This window comes from Dyella thiooxydans (assembly GCF_001641285.1).
GTDB lineage: Bacteria > Pseudomonadota > Gammaproteobacteria > Xanthomonadales > Rhodanobacteraceae > Dyella_A > Dyella_A thiooxydans.
The window spans coordinates 1,453,023-1,469,488 of sequence record NZ_CP014841.1; the positions used below are offsets into that span (position 1 = coordinate 1,453,023).

At 67.2% G+C, this 16,466-nt stretch carries 15 protein-coding genes; 11 read left to right on the forward strand and 4 right to left on the reverse strand.

Going from position 1 to position 16,466, the window contains the following annotated elements; all coding sequences use genetic code 11:
* Positions 1-90: 90 nt before the first annotated feature.
* On the forward strand, positions 91-1,098 hold the full coding sequence (locus ATSB10_RS06690; protein ID WP_063671483.1) for an NADP-dependent oxidoreductase: 1,008 nt from the start codon (positions 91-93) through the stop codon (positions 1,096-1,098).
* 65 nt (positions 1,099-1,163) lie between these two features.
* On the opposite strand, the gene ATSB10_RS06695 is transcribed toward ATSB10_RS06690, so the two are convergent.
* Positions 1,164-1,697: a hypothetical protein gene (locus ATSB10_RS06695; RefSeq protein ID WP_157469128.1), complete on the reverse strand. Its 534-nt coding sequence runs from the start codon at positions 1,695-1,697 to the stop codon at positions 1,164-1,166.
* Positions 1,698-2,843: 1,146 nt separating this feature from the next.
* Between ATSB10_RS06695 and ATSB10_RS06700 the strand changes: the two genes are divergently transcribed.
* From ATSB10_RS06700 to ATSB10_RS06715, 4 genes are all read left to right on the forward strand, one after another.
* Positions 2,844-3,455, forward strand: coding sequence for a hypothetical protein (locus ATSB10_RS06700; RefSeq protein ID WP_063671487.1), 612 nt, complete (start codon positions 2,844-2,846; stop codon positions 3,453-3,455).
* A gap of 435 nt (positions 3,456-3,890) precedes the next feature.
* Positions 3,891-4,865 (forward strand): aldo/keto reductase, encoded by a 975-nt coding sequence (locus ATSB10_RS06705; protein WP_063671489.1) that lies wholly within the window; start codon positions 3,891-3,893, stop codon positions 4,863-4,865.
* A gap of 759 nt (positions 4,866-5,624) precedes the next feature.
* Positions 5,625-5,822: a hypothetical protein gene (locus ATSB10_RS06710; protein WP_063671491.1), complete on the forward strand. Its 198-nt coding sequence runs from the start codon at positions 5,625-5,627 to the stop codon at positions 5,820-5,822.
* Between the two features lies 1 nt (position 5,823).
* Entirely contained in the window at positions 5,824-6,705 is an 882-nt protein-coding gene (locus tag ATSB10_RS06715) for an SPFH domain-containing protein (RefSeq protein WP_063671492.1), read from the forward strand.
* Between the two features lie 164 nt (positions 6,706-6,869).
* On the opposite strand, the gene ATSB10_RS06720 is transcribed toward ATSB10_RS06715, so the two are convergent.
* Both ATSB10_RS06720 and ATSB10_RS06725 read right to left on the reverse strand, forming a co-directional pair.
* Complete coding sequence (locus ATSB10_RS06720; protein WP_063671494.1) at positions 6,870-7,436, reverse strand: TetR/AcrR family transcriptional regulator; 567 nt, start codon at positions 7,434-7,436, stop codon at positions 6,870-6,872.
* Between the two features lie 5 nt (positions 7,437-7,441).
* Positions 7,442-8,116, reverse strand: coding sequence for a cupin domain-containing protein (locus tag ATSB10_RS06725; RefSeq protein ID WP_063671496.1), 675 nt, complete (start codon positions 8,114-8,116; stop codon positions 7,442-7,444).
* A gap of 160 nt (positions 8,117-8,276) precedes the next feature.
* On the opposite strand from ATSB10_RS06725, the gene ATSB10_RS06730 reads away from it, so the two are divergent.
* From ATSB10_RS06730 to ATSB10_RS06740, 3 genes are all read left to right on the forward strand, one after another.
* The gene (locus ATSB10_RS06730; RefSeq protein WP_063671498.1) at positions 8,277-8,819 is read left to right on the forward strand and encodes a lipocalin family protein; all 543 of its coding nucleotides are present in this window, start codon (positions 8,277-8,279) and stop codon (positions 8,817-8,819) included.
* 63 nt (positions 8,820-8,882) lie between these two features.
* Positions 8,883-9,551 carry a DUF4396 domain-containing protein gene (locus ATSB10_RS06735; protein ID WP_063671500.1) on the forward strand — a complete coding sequence of 223 codons (669 nt, stop codon included), beginning with the start codon at positions 8,883-8,885 and terminating at the stop codon, positions 9,549-9,551.
* Positions 9,552-9,594: 43 nt separating this feature from the next.
* A complete protein-coding gene (locus tag ATSB10_RS06740) occupies positions 9,595-10,377 on the forward strand; it encodes an SDR family NAD(P)-dependent oxidoreductase (protein WP_063671502.1) in 783 nt (260 codons plus the stop codon).
* Between the two features lie 22 nt (positions 10,378-10,399).
* On the opposite strand, the gene ATSB10_RS06745 is transcribed toward ATSB10_RS06740, so the two are convergent.
* Positions 10,400-11,263, reverse strand: a complete 864-nt coding sequence (locus ATSB10_RS06745; RefSeq protein ID WP_063671504.1) for a DUF3014 domain-containing protein — start codon at positions 11,261-11,263, stop codon at positions 10,400-10,402.
* Between the two features lie 225 nt (positions 11,264-11,488).
* Between ATSB10_RS06745 and ATSB10_RS06750 the strand changes: the two genes are divergently transcribed.
* The 3 genes from ATSB10_RS06750 (at position 11,489) to ATSB10_RS06760 (ending at position 16,457) form a co-directional block, all read left to right on the forward strand.
* The gene (locus tag ATSB10_RS06750) at positions 11,489-13,642 is read left to right on the forward strand and encodes a putative bifunctional diguanylate cyclase/phosphodiesterase (protein WP_063671506.1); all 2,154 of its coding nucleotides are present in this window, start codon (positions 11,489-11,491) and stop codon (positions 13,640-13,642) included.
* 596 nt (positions 13,643-14,238) lie between these two features.
* A complete protein-coding gene (locus ATSB10_RS06755) occupies positions 14,239-14,991 on the forward strand; it encodes an alpha/beta fold hydrolase (protein WP_063671508.1) in 753 nt (250 codons plus the stop codon).
* Positions 14,992-15,062: 71 nt separating this feature from the next.
* Positions 15,063-16,457: a sensor domain-containing protein gene (locus tag ATSB10_RS06760; RefSeq protein WP_063671510.1), complete on the forward strand. Its 1,395-nt coding sequence runs from the start codon at positions 15,063-15,065 to the stop codon at positions 16,455-16,457.
* Positions 16,458-16,466 lie beyond the last annotated feature (9 nt).

Sequence of the window (16,466 nt, forward strand, 5' to 3'; positions counted from 1 at the left end):
CCTCGCCTTACCCAATACCCGCCTACTCGTCATCCCGGCGAATGCCGGGATCCAGTGACTTTCAAACTCCAGAAAATCGCGAGGCCCACCATGTCCCTCACCAACCGCCAGCTCCGCCTCAAGACCCGCCCCGAAGGCCTGGTCCAGCGCGAGAACTTCGACCTCGTCGAGACCGAAGTCCCCGAACTCAAGGACGGCGAAGTCCTCGTGCGCACGCTCTACATCTCCATGGACCCGACCAACCGCGTGTGGATGCGCGACATCCCGCAGTACCTGCCGCCGGTGGCGATCGGCGAGACCATGCGCGCACTCGGCCTCGGCCGCGTGGTCGCCTCGCGATCGCCGCGCTACGCCGAAGGCGACCTCGTGCAGGGCATCACTGGCTGGCAGGACTACCTCGTGCTGCACCAGGACACCCCCGGCTACGTGCGCCTACCCGCCGATCCCGGCATCCCGCTGCCGACCCTGCTCGGTGCGGCCGGCATGAGTGGCATCACCGCCTACTACGGCATGACCGACATCGCCCCGGTGCAGGCAGGCGAGACCCTGGTGGTGTCTGCCGCCGCCGGTTCGGTCGGCTCCATCGCCGGCCAGATCGGCAAGATCATGGGCGCACGCGTGATCGGCATCGCCGGCGGCGCCGACAAGTGCAGGTACCTGGTCGACGAACTCGGCTTCGACGCCGCCGTCGACTACAAGGCCGCCGACTTCAAGCAGCAGCTCAAGGTGGCCACCCCCGACGGCGTGCACGTCAACTTCGAGAACGTCGGCGGCGAAGTGATGAAGGCGGTGCTCGGCCGCATGAATATCGGCGGCCGCGTCGCCCTGTGCGGCCTGATCGCCGGCTACAACTCCGGCGAGAAACCCAGCGACGATTTCAGCCCCTTCATCATGAAGCGCCTCACCATGCGCGGGTTCCTGGTGCTCGACTACACCAAGACCAAGGAGGCGGTGCACGCCATCACGGGGTGGATTCGCGAGGGGAAGCTGAAGACGGAGGAGACGGTGGCCGAGGGGTTGGAGAACGCACCGGTGGTGTTGAACCGGTTGTTCGATGGGAGTCATCGGGGGAAGCTGGTGTTGCACGTCGCCGACTGAGCCGGCTTGCCTCCACGCCCGACGCCGGCATTCCGCCAGCATCGGATACACGCCAGCCCAGGTGGCTAGAAATGGAGGCCCAGCGGCGAATCACAGCGGTATTTCGCTTCCGCACTCGCCACGTCAGCCGGCGATATGTGCCGCGCGGCGAGCTGTCCCGGGGTGAGGTGCTTCCAGACATCGACATCGATGCAATGGCGGCTGGTGATCCCAAAGGCGCGCTGGGTCGTGCGCATCACGGCACCGATGCCCTGATCCATCGGGTCGGTCAGACGAATGCCCGGCGCGTAGGTCGTATCCGAACCCGGCACCCCATGAACCACATCGGCACGCTGCGCCGCGTGTAGGCGCGCCGCGAAGCCGCCGTCATCCGCGGCATCGTTGGTGCCCTGGGGTTCAGGGATGCGGACCACGATGCGGCCCGATGCACCATGCGCCTCGACTGGACGTGAAGCAGGAACGGGGGGCATCACTTGCGATGGCCGGCGCTGCTCAGGCGAATCACGACGACCGTGTACGGCGTTCCATGGACCATGACGCGGCGTGGCCGACGCACGCAGACGGATGCGCGGCTTGCGAACAAAGCGCAGTTCCAGCACCGAGCCCGTCCTTCCGTCGCCCTGCGCCGGAGTTCGCCAGACGGTGAGCGGTCGTATCACAACCAACCAAAGCACCAGGTGCCCCCCCATCACGATGACCAGCGTGACGATCCGGTGACGCGATACCCCGAGCTTTTGACGCTTCCCTTGCCCTCCGCGCACCGCCGGCCCTCCATGCCATATGTTATGGATGGACCTCTCGATCGTCAGCGAAGTTCTTTCGGAGGCCACTGACAAAAGCCAGCGTCGAGAGCAATGCAGGCGCAGGGTCGCCCTCCCCAAGAACAAAAGCTTTCGTCCGCCGTCGGCGCCCGAGTCACTTTCTCTTGGGTCGCCAAGAGAAAGTAACCAAAGAGAAGGCGACCCTCCTCGGCACTTGCCGGGCATGCTGCCCGGCAAGTCCGTGAGCCGCGGCCGGGCTTTTCGACAGTGCATCCATGCACTGGCGAAAAGGCATCGGCATCCCTGCCGATGCCCCTGCGGGCCTGATCGTCCACGACTCACTGCCTCACAAGGGAGGTGGGGATCAAAAGCAAGGGCAACGGCCAAAGCCAAAGCGACAGCAACGGCAACGGCAACGGCAACGGCAACGGCGACGATGACGGCGACCAAACCGCGGGAGCGGTAACAGCGGCAATAACAGCGACCACCGCCTCAGCAACAGCATCCGCACGGACAACAACGCAAAGGCGATGGTGATCGCGTGAGCGATCGCCGAGCCCGGGGAGGCGCGTAGCGCGCTGCCTTTGAACTTCCCTCCCCTCTGCAGCGGCAGGTGGGCGAAGGAAAAGCCCGAAGGGTGGCCGGCATGGATGCCGGCCAGTTTGGCGTCAGGGCAGGAGGCCCTGTCGACAAACCCCGTAGCCCACCTGCGAACCTCGCCGGTCATAGACCGGCGAGGCGCGGAAGCGGGGTGGCCTTTCTCTTGGTTACTTCTCTTTGGCCAAGCAAAGAGAAGTGACTCGGCCTCCGCAGGAGGACGAAATTGCTCTTCTCCATTGAATCATCCAGGCCAAGAAGGGGGGCAGCAGAGGCAGCGGTGTCATTCGGAATGAAGCCCATGGACAATGCCGGGCAGTTGCATCGACGATGACGCAGGGCAACGCGTCAGCGCCCAGCGGGCCATCGCGAATCAGGGAAGAATCCATGGACACCAGGCGAAGGAGCTTCATCGAGCAATTCGATGCCATGCCGACCAACCTCCTGCTGCACCGTTACAAACAGGGCGGCCTCGTGCCCGAAGCTGCCGCGGCGCTCCTGGACGTGCTCGAAAGCAGGGGTTACTCCCGCGAGAAAGCAGATGAGCAACTGCAACTTGCAGAAACTGCCGCCATTGAGAAGGCCGTCGCGAAGCTGGAAGCCACCGAAAGAGCGCGCGCTCGAGCTGCCCGCCTGTCCGTGGATCCGGTACTGAAGCGCCTGCGCGTGCTCCTGTGGAGCATCGTCGTCCCGGTCGTCATGTTCTTTGTCCTGTTGGCCATCCCTCTGCTGGGGAACTTCATCGTCATCGAAGGCGCGAGTCGGCTCGGCTGCAATCTGGGGGAGAACGCAGTTCACCCCTGCTTCGTCCTCGGCCATGACATGGGGAGCTTCGTCTATGGCTACCTGGTAGACATCTTCGTCCTCGGCGCCTTCAACCCTGTTTTCTCGGCAGAGCTTTTCGTGAAGTTCCTGCAAAGCACGGCTGGAATCCTGTGGATGCTTGGCATCGCAGCAATCATCCTTGCCTGGAGAATACGGCGGCATTCGCTCTGTTGAGGTGAGCCAAAACATTCCCGCAGCACATCGAGCCCTATCGTGCGCGCAACCGCGCGCCGCTCTTCCCTCCCCTCTGCAGCGGCGGCCGGGCGGAGGATCAGCCCGAAGGGTGGCCGGCAGGGATGCCGGCCAGTTTGGCGTCAGTCCATGGATGGACTGTCGACAAACCCCGTAGCCCGGACGCGGACCTCCCGGGCCGCAGGCACGGGAGGCGCGGAAGCGGGGTGGCCTCTCTTTTGGTTACTTTTCTCTGGCCACACAGAGAAAAGTGACTCGGCCTCCGGAGGAGGACGAAGCCGCTCTTGGCTCGTCGCTCTCAAGGCTCAAACAAGACAAAGCAAAGTCACTGGATTCCGGCTTTCGCCGGAATGACGGTCGGGGAGATCGAGGGGAGTAATCTCCCCAGATCCCCCTTCCACCGGAGCTCCACTCCCCATGGAATACCGCAAACTCGGCCGCACCGGCCTGGACGTCTCCCGCCTCTGCCTCGGCTGCATGACCTACGGCGAATCCGCCCGCGGCAACCACGCCTGGACGCTGGACGAAGCGAGCAGCCGCCCGCTGATCCTCAAGGCGCTGGACGCCGGCATCAACTTCCTCGACACCGCCAACGTCTACTCCGACGGCACCTCGGAGGAGTTCGTCGGCCGCGTGCTGAAGGACTACGGCCAGCGCGACCGCATCGTGCTGGCGACCAAGGTACACGGGCGCATGCACGTAGGACCGAACGGGATGGGCCTCTCGCGCAAGGCGATCATGGCGGAGATCGACCACAGCCTGCGCCGGCTGGGCACCGACTATGTGGACCTGTACCAGATCCACCGCTGGGACCCGACCACGCCGATCGAGGAAACCATGGAGGCGCTGCACGACGTGGTGAAGGCCGGCAAGGCGCGCTACATCGGCGCCTCATCGATGTACGCGTGGCAGTTCGCCAAGGCGCAGCACGTGGCCGAGCGCCACGGCTGGACGCGTTTCGTCAGCATGCAGAACCACTACAACCTGCTCTACCGCGAGGAGGAGCGCGAGATGATGCCGCTTTGCCAGGACATGGGCGTCGCGGTGATCCCGTGGAGCCCGCTCGCCCGCGGCCGCCTCACCCGCGCCTGGGACGAAGCGACCGAGCGCACCCGCACCGACGCCTTCGGCAAGACGCTGTACAAGGTGCCCGACGCCGACCGCCGCGTGGTCGAAGCCGTGGCCACCGTCGCCGAACGGCGCGGCGTGCCGAAGGCGCAGGTAGCGCTGGCTTGGATGCTCAGCAAACCCTTCGTCACCGCGCCGATCATCGGCGCCTCGAAGCCGGACCACCTCGACGACGCCGTCGCGGCGCTGTCGCTGCAGCTTTCCACCGAGGAAATCGCCGCACTGGAAGAACACTACGTGCCTCACGCAGTGGCAGGGCACTGAGAAGTCCCGCGATTCGACCGAATCGACAACCAGGATAGGAGCCGTGCGACCGACGCCGGCTCCGCTCACCGCATCGCGAATCGGCGCGCTAGCGATGCCTCCATGCGTGGACGCCGATCACGACCAGACCGATCACGGTCATGGCGACATAGAGGATGGTACGTAGCCAGTACAGGCGGCGAAGGTTCTTGGTCTGGGGCGGAAACACGGGGCCTCTCCGTGGTCATCTGCGGCGAAGGTAGCAGATGAATCGGCGCAACAGAGACGACCCGCTTCCTCTAGAAGGCACGACGCGATAAGAGGCTGGATTCCCTGCGCTGGAAACACGTTTTCCTCGGAATGGCCAAGCCTCGCGTTACTCCGTAACACCACCGATTTTTCTTTCCCCGCGCGACGGGCGGGAGTAAAATTCATCGGGTCGAGTCCCTGATTCCATACACGGCCATGAACACCTCCAATCCGCGTTGGGCCATCTTTGCGAGCGGGCTGTTTGCCACGCTGACCGACGTCCCTCCAACGCGTTGATCCACTCCGCGTCGTGAGTCGCGTCCCCCGGCGAAAACCCGCCTGATCCGGACGACGGCCGCCCCTCGAACCGCTTGCATGCCGCTCCGGTGCCGACGCGCCGGTGGACCGCCTGCAGTCCATTCCCGCGAGCCCGCCATCGATTCATGCCGCAGCGCCTTGCCGCCGCCGGCGGCGTCACCGCGCGCGAGCCAGTCCCTGCCCCGCGCGCCCATCACCAGGGGAGTTACACCGATGGATCCGCAACCGCGTCACCGCCGCGCCAGCTTGTGGCTGTTCGCCGCCTGCGTGGCGCTTTACCTGGGCCTGCTCGGCCCGTGGCTGATGTCCGCCGCCAGCACGTTGGCGGTCACCGTTGGCCTGGCTTTGCTGGTCGCCCTGCTCGTCTGGGCGTGGCGACTGTTTGGACACACCTTCACTCAAGGAAAGTGACATGAAGACGATTTTCTCCGCCCGCCTGTTCGTGGGCATCCTCGTGCTCGCCCTGGCCTCGCTCTCGCTGACCCAGTGCAGCAAGGTGCCGGCCGGCAACGTCGGCGTGAAATTCAAGCTGTACGGCGACGGCAAGGGCTCGCTCAAGGAACTGCCGCCGGGACGCTACTGGGTGGGCTGGGGCTACGACCTCTACACCTTCCCCACCTTCACCCAGAACTACACCTGGACCCGCAGCCCCACCGAAGGCTCGCCGAACGACGAGTCGCTGACCTTCCAGACCGTGGAGGGCCTGTCGGTGAACGCGGACGTGGGCATCACCTACCACATCAACCCGGACAAGGTGACCACGATCTTCCAGAAGTACCGCAAGGGAGTGAACGAGATCACCGACATCTACCTGCGCAACATGGTGCGCGACGCGCTGGTGAAGGAGGCCAGCGTGCTCGGCATCGAGTCGGTCTACGGTCGCGGCAAGGCCTCGCTGATCCAGTCCGTGCAGGACGACATCAGCCACGAGGTGGCGTCCACCGGCATCGTGATCGAGAAGATCTACTGGATCGGCGAACTGCGCCTGCCGGCGACGGTGGTGCAGTCGATCAACGCCAAGATCCAGGCCACGCAGATGGCCGAGCAGCGCAAGAACGAGATCGCCCAGGCGCAGGCCGAGGCGGCCAAGGAAGTGGCGATGGCCGAAGGCAAGGCGAAGGCCCAGCTGGCGATCGCCGAAGCCGAGGCGCAGGCGATCCGCATGAAGGGCGACGCCCTGCGCGCCAACCCCGACGTCATCCACATGACGGCGGTGGAGAAGTGGAACGGCCAGTTGCCGATGTACACCGGCGGCAACTCGGTACCGCTGATCCAGCTGCCGCAGGCGAAGTAAGTCATCGACGGCGACGGAGCGATCCGTCGCCGTTTTTTCGTGAGGCGAGCGACGACCCACGCCGCCGGTAGGAGCGCACCCTGTGCGCGAATGCTCTTCGTCACGTTACGAAAGGCATTGCGCACAGGGTGCGCTCCTACCGGTGTGGCACCACGTGGGTTGCATCACGCCGCGAGGCCAGCCAGCAGACTCTTGCCCACCGCCGCAGGGCCGCCGCCGGAGCGACTCCCCCGCCCCACCACCATCGCCCCCTCCAGCGCCGACAGCATCAGCTCGGCCAGCGCGGCGGGCCGCTGGCCGCTGGCCACTCGCCCGCTCTGCTGGGCGTCGCGAAAGGCCGCGGTGAGCCAGTCGAGGTTGAGCCGGAAGAAGCCGGCCACCGCGTCGGCGACCTCGCCCGGCAGGGCATCGGCTTCGGCGCCGAGCATGCCGCAGACGCACAGGCGGCCGTCCTGCGCATAGGTGGTGGCGAACAGCCGCACATAGGCCTTCAGCCGCGCCATCGGATCGCGGCGGGCCACGTCGATCGCCGCCAGCGCCGATTCGAAGCGTTCGGTGTAGCGCTTCGCCAATGCGGCAACGAGATCGGCCTTGGTGCGGAAGTGGTGGTGCACGCTGGGCTTGCGGATGCCCACCGCCTGCGCCACATCGTCGAACGAAAAACCGCCGTAGCCACGCTGCTGGATCAGCGCCTCGGCCACATCCAACACCCGCGTCGCGGTCCCGGCCATTGCGCTCACGCGGCGGCCTCGGCGTCGGTGATCAGGTGCCCGGTCTTGACCAGGATGATGCAGCCCTCGCGGCTGAACGGCTTGTGCTGGCTCAGGTGCGGGCTGCGGATCCAGCTGCCGACCGGATAGCGGCCGTGCTCGTCCTCGAACGTGCCCTGCACCACCAGGATCTCCTCGCCGCCGTAGTGGCGGTGGGGATTGAAATACGTGTTCGGCGCCCAGCGCACCAGCGCGGTGTGTGTGGTGCGGAAGTCGTGCAGCGACATCACCGACAGGCCCGGCACCAGACCGGGAAGCCACGGTTCCTCGCGCGTGTGCACCACCACCCGGACAAGGTCGTCCGGATCGAAATAGCGCAGCTTCACGAACAGCACGCAGCCGGTGTCCGACCACGGCGCATGCGAGGAACCGGGCGGGTTGCGGATGTATCTGCCAGGGCCGTAGCGGCCGGTCGCGTCGCAGAACTCGCCCTCCAGCACGAACAGCTCCTCGCCCAGCGCGTGCACGTGGTTGTCGAAGCGCGACCCGGGCGCGTAGCGGACGATGGACGTGGCGCTGGCCACCTCGTCGCCGTCGCGCTCGAGCATCTTGCGCTCAACGCCGGCGGCGGGCGACGGCGTCCACTCCAGCGCGGAAGCATCGACGACCTCCCGCCGGGACCAGTCGGAACGCAGCTGCATGATCGCTTACCTACCTATTGGAAGGTAGGCATCATGCATCCGCATCCACCGGCAGGCAAGCCGACGTATGAACGGCTGTCACTTGTTCTCACCGGTCATTCACCGATCCCCGACACTCCTCTGGAAACGCTGGAGCGTCCGGAACCTGGAGTTCGCCACGATGATTCGCCACCTGAAAGTCGCCGTGTTCGCCGTCCTCGCCTGTGTCGGCCTGAGCGTGCATGCGGAGCCTCTGCCCAACCGCCCGGTGCCGCAGCTCGACCTGGACCGCTACCTGGGCCAGTGGCATGAGATCGCGCACCTGCCGATGTTCTTCCAGCGCAAGTGCATCGACACCATCACCGCCACCTACACGAAGCGGCCCGACGGCACCGTCAACGTGCACAACGCCTGTCGCACCGCCAAGGGCATGGACGCGTCCGACGGCGTGGCACGCCGCGTGGACGACCGTTCCGGTGCCCTCAAGGTGCGCTTCGCCCCGGCCTGGCTGGGCTGGCTGCCGATGGTGTGGGCGGATTACTGGGTGGTGGAGCTGGACCCGGACTACCGCTGGGCCGTGGTCGGCAGCCCCAGCCGCAAGTATCTGTGGGTGCTGTCGCGCGAGCCGCACATGGACGCGGGCACGTTCCGCGGCATCCGCGAGCGCGCCGCGCAACGCGGCTATCCGGTCGACAAGCTGGTGATGGCCGCCCCGCTGGATTGACGATGGCTTGATCGGGCATCCACGGGCATCGCGGCATGCTCGGGTTTTGCACGGAGCCTGCCGATGCCCGAGTGGCTGCACGTCCTCGCCCTTGTCTCGCTTGTCGTCGCCATGGCCTGCGCGGCGCTCATCGCCCTGGACATCGCGCTGGGCCGCCGCCAGCCGATGGCGATCATGAACCTGGTGTGGCCGATCACCGCGCTGTACGCCGGACCTCTGGGCCTGTGGGCCTACGCGAGGATCGGCCGCGCACCGAGGCACGGCGACCACGGCCACCACGGCGAGCGCCCCTTTGCGCAGAGCGTGATGCTGGCCGCCACCCACTGCGGCAGCGGCTGCACGCTGGGCGACCTGACCGCCGAGAGCCTGCTGCTGGCGCTGCCGTTCACCCTGTTCGGCAGCGAGCTGCTGACCGGCTGGACGCTGGACTTCGTGTTCGCCTTCGTCATCGGCATCGCGTTCCAGTACTTCACGATCCGGCCGATGGGCGAGATGTCCGCACGAGAGGCCCTGCTGGCCGCGCTGAAGGCCGACACGCTCTCGCTGGTGTCCTGGCAGGTGGGCATGTACGGTTGGATGGCGATCGCCACGTTCGGCCTGTTCGGCGGCACGCTTGACAAGGCCGGGCCGGTGTTCTGGCTCATGATGCAGATTGCGATGCTGGCGGGCTTCGCCACCGCCTGCCCGGTCAACGCGTGGCTGCTCAAACGCGGCATCAAGCATCCGATGTAGCGCCGGGCCGCGTACCCGACGCGTTTCTTCCCGAGCCGCCGCCATGCCTGACCACCCGCTGCTCATCCACGGCCTCGACGGCCCCGCCCACGTGCTGGTGACCGGCGCCAGCCGCGGCATCGGGCTGGCGATCACTGAAGCGCTGCTTGCCCACCCGCAGGTGTCCAGCGTGACCGCGGTCGCCCGCCACGCCTCCGGCAGTGCCGAGCTGGCGCGCCTCGGCGAAGCTGCACCCGGACGGCTGCACCGCGCAGACGTCGACCTCACCGACGAAGCCGCGCTCGACGCCCTGGCCGACGCGCTGGCGTCCCGCCACCCGTCACTCGCGCTGGTCGTGAACGCGGCGGGCGTGCTGCACGGCGATGGCCTGCAGCCGGAAAAGTCCGTACGCGAGGTGCGACGGCAGTCGCTGGAGCGGGTGTTCGCACTCAACGCGTTCGCGCCGGTGCTGCTGGCCCGCGCCCTGCTGCCGCTGCTGGAGCGCGGCCCGGCGGTGTTCGCCTCGCTGTCGGCGCGGGTCGGCTCGATCGGCGACAACCGTCTCGGCGGCTGGTACGCCTACCGCGCCTCGAAGGCGGCACAGAACCAGCTGATGAGAACGTTCGCGATCGAGTGGTCGCGCCGCAACCGCCAGGGCTGCTGCCTGCTGCTGCATCCCGGCACGGTGGACACGGCCCTGTCCGCGCCGTTCCAGAAGAATGTACCGACCGCGAAGCTGTTCGAACCGGCGCGGGCGGCCTGCCAGTTGCTGGCGATCATCGCCAGCGCCACGCCCGCCGACAGCGGGCGCTTCATCGCCTGGGACGGCCAGGACATTCCCTGGTGAAGGGACGTCCCGGCCGCGGCGGTCAGTGTGCCGTGGTCGCGGCGGCCGGCGCAGCAGTCCCCTTGTGCAGGCCGCTGCCGACCAGCCGCGCACGCAGGTCGCGCAGCTTGGCCTTTACCGCCGCCTCGTTCTCCGCGCCGATGCGCACCATCGTGCGCTGGCCGATCGACAGCGATTGCAGCGACGGATCGGCGTAGGCGAAGCCTTCCTTGTACGGCACCACGGCCAGCGGGCCGGTCGGCTCCGGCGAAGCCAGCAGGTGGTCGATCACCGCGATCAGGCGGTCGTTGAAGTAGGCATGCGGGTAGCCCAGCTCACGATAGGCCTGCTGGAACAGCGGGTAGCTGTGCACGTACCAGTCCACCAGCGCCTGGCTGTCCACCGCCTGCATCGCCTTGACGTAGGGCGCGTAGCGCGCGGCGTTCGCCGCGTCGACGACCTTCTGGCCGTTCGCGTCCTGCGTCTTCAGGCTGCCCTTGGCCGGGCGCACTGGCAGGATGAACGGGCTGAGGTCCTGGCGGGGCAGCGCGTCCACCGTGGCCACGATGCGCGGGATGATCGACTGGTGTACCAGCCAGGCGCCGACGTCGCTGCCCGGCGCGAGCGCCGCCAGGCCCTGCAGCACGCTGGCATCGCTGTCGCCCAGCGCCGGCAGCGGCGCGGTGCTGGCCGCGGCGGGGGCCGTCTGTGCCTGTTCGATCGGATGCGCGATGGCCGGGGCCGTGCTGGCCGGAGCCGGAACCGGGGCCGTGGCAGCCGCGACCGGAGCCGGACGGGCCTGATCGGCCTTGCGGGCACGCTGCACCAGGAACCAGGCAGCGAACGCGATCAGGACCACTGCGATGACGGCGAATACCCAGCCACCACCGGAGAAACGCTTGCTCATGACTTTGACCTTTGGCTGTGACCCGAACCACTCGACCCGGAGCGGCAGGATTCGTTCATTTGCATTCGATGGAGCGACGGCATCCGGCCGACGTCCTCCCCGGTATCGTGCCCGATAGCGCGGGTGCCCGTCCGGCAAAAGAGCCGCAGCTTTTGTCGCGGGCTTCGGTTATCGTGGCACTGCAGGGGGGAGGCCCACATGGTAACAATCGGGAAGCTCTAGGGCATGGTCGAGGCTGCAGGTCACGCCGTCTTCGGCTACTACACGGCTGCGCTCGTGGCCACTGCCTGTATTGCGGTCACCTCCAGCATCCAGTTCCTGATCATCGGCCTGCGCCAGCAACGCGATCGCCTGTACCTCTCCTACGCGATGCTGTGCCTGTGCATCGCCGGCCTGTCCTTCTTCAATGCGCTGTTCGGTCTGGCGCACGATCAGGCCCGCGCAGTACAGATGCTAAGAGTGATGTGCACCTCGGCCGCGGTGTCATTCCCATTCTTTTTTACCTTTGTTGGTGCCTACACCAAGCGCTCACTCAGCACGCGGGCACTGCTTGTGATCACCGCGGCCGCTATTGCGTTCGCCGCCTACAACCAGTTCGCCCCCGGCACGATGTTCTATTCGCACATCAGCGGCATGCAGTCGGCCGAACTGCCCTGGGGCGAATGGATCACCAAGATCAACGGTGTGCCGTCACCGGTCGGTTGGACCTTCCACCTGCTGACCTACCTGGCCTTCGCCTGGGCGCTGCTGATGACCGCGCTGCAGTTCCGCCGCGGCGAGCGCCTGCCGGCCACGCTGCTCGGACTGTGCCTGCTGACCCAGTTCGCAGCGCTGTTGTGGGGCGACATCGTGATCGACCTGATGGGCATGCCCTACCCCTATCTGGATGCGTTCTCGTTCCTCCCGTTCGTGTTGCTGATGGGCCTGTCGATGGCCAGCCAGCTGCACCAGCGCACGCTGCAACTGGAGCGGACCACACGCCACCTGCGGGAAGAGGCGGCGACGCGGGAACAGGCCGAACTGAGCCTGCGCCACCTGGCCTACCACGATCCGCTGACCGGCCTGCCCAACCGCCGCAGCGTGATGGACATGATGGCCGAGATGGCCGCCGAGGCGAGACGGCACCGTGGCACGTGCGCCGCGATGGTGATCGACCTGGACAACTTCAAGACGATCAACGACGCACTCGGCCACCACGTCGGCGACCGTCTGCTCGAAGCGGTCGCCGATCGCCTGCTCGGAGCCGTCCCGGCCGGCTCCGCGCTGGGGCGCCTCGGCGGCGACGAGTTCGTGGTGGTCATCGGCCAGTTGTCGGCGGAGGAAAGCGACGCGGCAAGCCACATCGAAGCAGTGGCGCAGCAGATACGCATGCGGCTCGCCGCGCCGGTCAGCGTCGACAGTCGCGTGCTGGCCGTGGGCGCAAGCGTCGGAGTAGCGCTGTTCGGCGGGCGCGACGGCGAGCCAAACGACGTCATCCGCCGCGCCGATATCGCCCTGTACCGGGCCAAGGCCGCCGGACGCAATGCGGTTCGGCTGTTCGAGCCGGACATGCAGGTGGCTGCCGACGAGCGGCTGGAGCTCGAGCGCGGCCTGCGCGCGGCGGTCGAACACCTGGACGAGGAGCACTCGTTCCAGCTGCATTTCCAGCCGCAGGTGCGGATGAATGGCCAGCTGATGGGTGCCGAGGCGCTGCTGCGCTGGCGTCACCCCACGCTGGGAGACGTGTCACCCGAGGTATTCATCCCGATCGCCGAGGAAACCGGACTGATCCACGACCTCGGTGCGTGGGTGGTCCGCCAGACCTGCGAACACATCCGCACCTGGGACGCTCAGCGGGTGGATTTCGGCGAGCACCTGGCGGTGAACGTCAGCCCCTGGCAGCTCTCCCATCCCGGCTTCGTCGACTCCATGGAACGGCTGGTTCGCGAAGCGGGCGTGCAGCCGGGACGGATCACCCTGGAGCTGACCGAGAGCGCGCTGCTGCAGGGCTTCGAGTCGGCCCTGCAGACGATGTACGCGCTGGCCGGCATCGGCTTCCGGCTGGCGCTGGACGACTTCGGCACCGGCTACTCCTCGCTCGCGTATCTGAGCCAGCTGCCGCTGCACGAGCTGAAGATCGACCGCTCGTTCATCTGCGGACTGCGTCCGGAAGCGCCCAGCCCACTGGCCAGCTTCATCGTCGACGTCGGCCATCGCCTGGGCATGACCACCATCGCCGAGGGCGTGGAAAGCAAGAGCCAGCGCGCCACGCTGGCCGCGCTTGGCTGCGATGGAATGCAGGGTTACCTGCTCTGTCCGCCGCTGCGGCACGATGCTTTCGCGGAGTGGCTCGAGAACCATGAAAGGACGCGGCGGGCGGCCGCCCAGCAGGCGCCATGAAGCGCCTTCAGTCGATGCCCGTAGTGATCGACAACCGGTTACTTCCCGCCTGCCTGGCGTTGTAGGGCGCCGCGATCGAACGTCAGCGCCGGTGATGCCCACGTCCGCAAGGCCACTGGCGGGGCCGAACAGCTTCCGGCGCCCCCCCCCCCGCTCCCGCGGGCAACCCCATGATCCGTGCGGGTCAGTATGTGACCCTGTGGGTCCGCGAGCACGCCGAGATCGTCGGCAAGGATGTCCGTCGGCGTGCCAGGCACATCGCGCCGAACGAAACTCCGGTATCCGCCGGCCGCACCCGCAGGACGCGAGTGCCACGCAGCGAGAGCGAACCTCGGTCGTCGCAAAACCCCCGACCCGACATCCGCATGTCCGCTCCCTTCACTTCGCAGACCGGATGTCCGCAGCCCAGCCCTCCCCGTGCGGGGCGGGTACGGCGAGCCAGCCGAGACGGGAGCTGGCGCGGAGACGGAAAATCGGCGGCGGCAGCGATGCAGCACTGGGCCCGCCATCGGTCCGGCGCTGCCTCGTCCGCGCACCCGTGCTACGTTGCATCCAGCCGCGCCGGCACAAGCGCGTACACGTGCAAGGAGCCCGACGTGCCCCGCCGTCTTGCCTGCCAACTGGCCGTCCTGATCGTCTCGATCATCCTGCTGTGCGGCTGTGCCTCCACCGGCGACCCGCGCCGCCCGATCCCCAGCCGCCTCATGCCTTCCGGGGCCCACGCGACGCAGCTGGTCGTGGTGCTTCCCGGCCGTGGTGACAGCATCGACGCCTTGCTGCGTCATCGCGTGGCGGAACTCGTGCAGCGTCGATGGCCCGACGCCGACGTGCTGCTGACCGGCCTGACCCTTCCCTACTACCGTGCCGGGGAGGCGATCCCCCGGCTGGACCAGCAGATCGTCAGGCCGGCGCTCGGCCGTTACCGGAGGGTCTGGCTGGTCGGCATCTCGCTGGGCGGCCTGGGTGCCCTGCTCTACGACCAGGCGCACCCCGGGGTGGTCCACGGACTGTTGCTGTTGTCGCCCTACCTCGGCGACGCACCGATCCACCGCGAGATCGTCGCCGCGGGTGGCCTCACCTCCTGGAAGCCGGGCCCGGTCCGGCCGGTCGGTCCGCAGACGTTCCAGCGCGAGCTGTGGCGCTCCCTGCAGCAATGGCGGCAACGCCCCGGCCGCACAGCCACGACGTGGCTGGCCTACGGCGACCACGAGCGCTTCCGTGCGCCGATCGAGCTGATGTCCCCGCTGCTTACCCCGGATCACGTGGTGATGCTTCCCGGCCACCATGACTGGACGCTCTGGTCGACCGCGCTGCCGATGCTGCTGGAACGTGCCGGCGCATCGCCATGAGGTGACCCGCGAAATCGGCACGCATCATGCATACGCCACCGAGTCCCCGAACGAACCGGCATCCCCAGACCATGACTCCCCCCGGCTACCTCCCCCCGCTGGCCAACGTGATCGATCTGCTGGTCGACGCCGTCTGCGTGGTGAACGACCAGCATGAGTTCGTCTATGTCAGCGCGTCGAGCGAACAGATCTTCGGCTACCGGCCGGAGGAAATGATCGGTCGCCCCATGACCGACTTCATGCATCCGGACGACCATGCGCGCACCTTCACCCATGTCGCTTCCATCGTGGATGGCACCGCCTCGCCGCACTTCGAGAACCGCTATGTCCGCAAGGACGGCAGCGTAGTCGACGTAATGTGGACTGCCCGCCACTCGCCGGAGGACGGCGTGCGGGTGGCGGTGGCCCGCGATGTCACCGGCCGCAAGCGGTCCGAATTGCTGCAGTCTGCGCTGTACGCCATCTCCGAGGCGGCCCACGCCGCCGCCGACCTGAGCGAGCTGTTCGGCCGCGTGCACGAGATCATCGGCGGCCTGCTGCCGGCGCGGAACTGCTTCGTCGCCCTGCACGACGAACTCGAGGGAACCATCAGCTTCCCCTACTTCGTCGACGAATTCGATGCCCCGCCCGAACCGCGCCGGCTCGATTCCGGGACGCTCAGCGGGGAGGTCATCGGTAGCGGAAGACCCTTGCTGTTCCGATCCGACGATGCCGAACATCCGTGCGAAAGCGTCCGTGCGGTCATCGCCCGCCGCCCGCCCGGCCACGCGCCGCTGGCCTGGCTCGGCGTTCCGCTGATCGCTCCGCGCGGCGTGATCGGAGCGCTGGTGGTGCAGAGCTACAGCGGCGAGGTGACCTACGGGGAAAGTGATCTGCAGCTGCTGCAGTTCGTCTCCACCCAGGTCGCGGCGGCGATCGAACGCAAGCAGATCCAGGCCCAGCTCAACCATCTGGCGCTTTACGACCACCTCACCGACCTGCCCAACCGCACGCTGCTCCGCGACCGGCTGGCGAATGCGCTGTCGCTGGCCCGGCGTGAGGTCGGTCGCGTCGCCATGCTGTTCCTCGACCTGGACCGCTTCAAGGACATCAACGACCAGCAGGGCCACAGCGCCGGCGACCAGTTGTTGCAGGAAGTTGCCAGGCGCCTGACCGGCTGCGTACGCGAATCGGACACCGTGGCGCGCCTGAGCGGGGACGAGTTCGCCGTGCTGCTGCCACGGATCGAGCAGCACGAGGACGCACTGCGCGTGGCCGAGAAGCTGCGCCGCGCGATGCATCAGCCGTTCGCCATGAAAGGCGGATCGGTACGGGTATCGGCCAGCATCGGGATCGCCCTGTACCCCGACCACGGAGAGAGCGAGGACACCCTGCTCAGGCTCGCCGACGACGCCATGTACGCGGCGAAACGACGCGGCGGCAATCGCCTGCTGATGAGCATGGTGCCGCCCGCCATGGACGACTAGGCCGGGCGC